Below are 2,924 nucleotides of genomic sequence, written 5' to 3' on the forward strand. Positions count from 1 at the left end.
GAATATACTTGGGGTGTGTTTACGAAAACTTTCAGAAGATGAAACAACATCGCCCTCAAAGAAAAACTGAAAGCTGATTTCCTTGCCATCATGATAAAACCAGGTACGGATGCTGCCCTTTTCAATCACAAAAACCTTACGGCTAATATCACCTTCTTTTAAAAGCACATACTTGGCAGGTACCTCGGCAATCTTCCATAAGTGGCGATATTTTTTCCATGCCGACAGCACGGCTGGTTGGGCTAATAAAGGTTTTTCTTTCATTCGCAATAACCTGATTCGATGTTTAAAATAATAAGACGCAATTGTTATATCAAATATATAGTAAAGCGCTAATGTTAGCCTACAACATAAATTGTATCCTTTTTAAATACCATCTGGTCAAAACAAAAGCTGCTCCTGATGTTTTTATCAATAAAAAAAGCATTATGTCATTTGATCAATACCACGAGCCTGCGCACGAACTATCTGCCGAGACCAGGACATTTGCCAGGATGATCGTATCCTTAACCGAAGAGGCCGAAGCCATTAACCGGTACGAACAGCGCATAGCTGTTGAAACCGATAAAGACGCCAAAGCTATCATGCAAAACGCCCAACAGGAAGAATTTAAACATTTTGGCATGGACCTGGAGTTTTTACTGCGACAAAAACCGGTTTGGCAAACCACACTTAAAGCCATATTATTTCAAAAGGGCGATATTGTAAAGCTTGGTACAAAAGGCGAAGAAGCCGCGGAGTAAATGCATATAGTATGACCATTAACAGGATAGAACTTATACAGGGCGATATCACCAAAATTAAGGCTGATGCCATTGTAAATGCCGCCAATACCTCGTTATTAGGTGGAGGTGGCGTTGATGGTGCCATACACCGGGCAGGTGGCAAAGCCATATTGGAGGAGTGTATACAGATCCGCAACCGCCAGGGTGGCTGTAAAACGGGTGAAGCAGTGATCACCATAGCAGGTAATTTACCCGCCAAATATGTGATACATACTGTTGGGCCGGTTTATAACGATGGTAGCAAAGGCGAGGATAAACTACTGGCCTCTGCCTATCTGAACAGCCTCAAATTGGCCACCGAAAACCAGGTAACAACCATCGCTTTTCCTAATATCAGCACGGGCATTTACCACTTCCCAAAAGACAAAGCTGCCGCCATCGCCATAAAAACGGTAAAAGATTATCTGATTGATCATAATACCTTAAAGCAAGTGATATTTGTTTGCTTTGATGATGAGAATTATCAGATATACAAGAAATTGCTGGGATATTGATCGGGTTATTTATTGACAGAGAGAGGCCGCTTTTCAAAAACTCCCCCTTCAGGGGGGTGGGGGGCTAACAAATAATGCTTATGTTAGCATATATGCACCCGGCATTAAAAAAACAATTTGAAGGAAAAATCAATCTTTCTGCCGAACATGAGCAGTTGATTGACAGATGCTTTAAGCCAAAATCAACCAAACGCAACGAGATACTGGTTGAAAAGGGAAGCATTGTAAGGCAGTTGTTTTTTGTGATACAAGGCTGTCTGCGGGTGTTTTTAATTGATGACGATGGAAATGAGTCGACCAGGTTCCTGATATTTGAGGATCATTTTGGAACCGCTTTCCCCAGTTTCATACAACAACAACCATCATTAGCAGCCATACAAAGCCTTGAACCATCAGAACTTTTGGTATTAAGTTATGCCGACCGGCAACTGTTGATGGACAAGATACCCGGCTGGGAAACCATGTACCGTATAGGCCTTGAGCAGGATTATATAGCCGCCATTCAACGCATAGAAAGCCTTATTACCATGGATTCAAAAGAGCGCTACCAGATTCTGATGAAAACCCAGCCCGAGATCATACAAAGACTACCCGGCAAAATCGTAGCCGATTACCTGGGCATATCACAGGAAACCCTGAGCCGCCTTAAATCAAAAAAATGATTTATTGACTATTGTCAATCTTTTTAGCGGGTTTAATAGCTTGTTTTGTACTGTTTAAACCAATAGCACTATGTACAAATCAATTTTTACTGCGTTTATACTCAGTCTGTTCAGTCTTTTTACGTTTGCGCAGGACCTAACTACCAACATTGGGCAGCGTACTTTCCGTTTTAAGGACGAAAAGCGCAACCGGCTTTTAATTACCGAAGTTTGGTATCCCACAACCGATACCCTAAAACAGAGCGACAAAGCTTTTTCGCCCTTTACCCGTGTAAATACAGTGCGCGATGGTAAGCTGTTATCAGTTAGGCTGCCATTGATCATGCTGTCGCACGGTACGGGTGGTAGCCGCCTTAGCCTGGAGTGGCTGGCCGATGCCTTAGTAAAAAGCGGTTTTATTGTTGCCGCCGTTGACCATTGGGGCAATACTTATGATAATAAAATCGGCATCGAATTTGTAAAACCCTGGGAGCGTCCGCAGGATATTAGCTTTGTATTAACAAGCCTGTTGAACGATCATGATTTTAAACCGATTATTAACCAGGATAAAATAGGTGCAGCCGGATTTTCGTTCGGCGGGTTTACGGTTATAGCACTTGCCGGCGGCAAGTTTGATTTTATGGCCCTCCGTGCCTATTATAAAACTGCCGGGAAAAAAGAACTGGAGATCCCCGAATATCCAAACCTTGCAAAATATCTTGACGACAGTACGCTGCTGGCCGGGGCTAAAAACTATCCGCGATTGCATGACAAGCGCATAAAGGCGTTCTTTTCTATTTCGCCGGCTTTAGGTCCGGGATTTATATCAGCTAAGCAGGTTAAGGATATCGCCGGTCCGGTTTATATTGTTGGCTCCCAAAGCGATAGTATAGCGCCTGTTAAAACCAACGCGCTGCGCTACCATGAGCTTATTAAGGGCTCACAATATTATGTTAATCCGGGTAAAACCGGTCATTATGTAATGCTGCAGGAAGCCATTGACG

The 2,924-nt window shown here is 43.0% G+C and carries 4 protein-coding genes and 1 pseudogene; 4 read left to right on the top strand and 1 reads right to left on the bottom strand.

Annotation, left to right across the window (positions count from 1 at the left end; translation table 11 throughout):
- Positions 1–264, bottom strand: a pseudogene (locus tag AC1DRQ_RS30520) (hypothetical protein); the annotation flags it as partial.
- Between the two features lie 164 nt (positions 265–428).
- Here AC1DRQ_RS30520 and AC1DRQ_RS30525 point away from each other — a divergent pair.
- The 4 genes from AC1DRQ_RS30525 to AC1DRQ_RS30540 all read left to right on the top strand — a co-directional run.
- Positions 429–743 (top strand): ferritin family protein, encoded by a 315-nt coding sequence (locus AC1DRQ_RS30525; RefSeq protein WP_477429734.1) that lies wholly within the window; start codon positions 429–431, stop codon positions 741–743.
- Between the two features lie 11 nt (positions 744–754).
- Complete coding sequence (locus AC1DRQ_RS30530) at positions 755–1,279, top strand: O-acetyl-ADP-ribose deacetylase (protein WP_477429736.1); 525 nt, start codon at positions 755–757, stop codon at positions 1,277–1,279.
- An 80-nt stretch (positions 1,280–1,359) separates the two neighbouring features.
- Complete coding sequence (locus AC1DRQ_RS30535; protein ID WP_429397521.1) at positions 1,360–1,941, top strand: Crp/Fnr family transcriptional regulator; 582 nt, start codon at positions 1,360–1,362, stop codon at positions 1,939–1,941.
- 70 nt (positions 1,942–2,011) lie between these two features.
- Positions 2,012–2,924: alpha/beta hydrolase family protein (locus tag AC1DRQ_RS30540; protein WP_477429739.1), on the top strand; the 913-nt coding region annotated here is incomplete at its 3' end.

The sequence above is a fragment of the Mucilaginibacter sp. P4_E8 genome, from assembly GCF_056401495.1.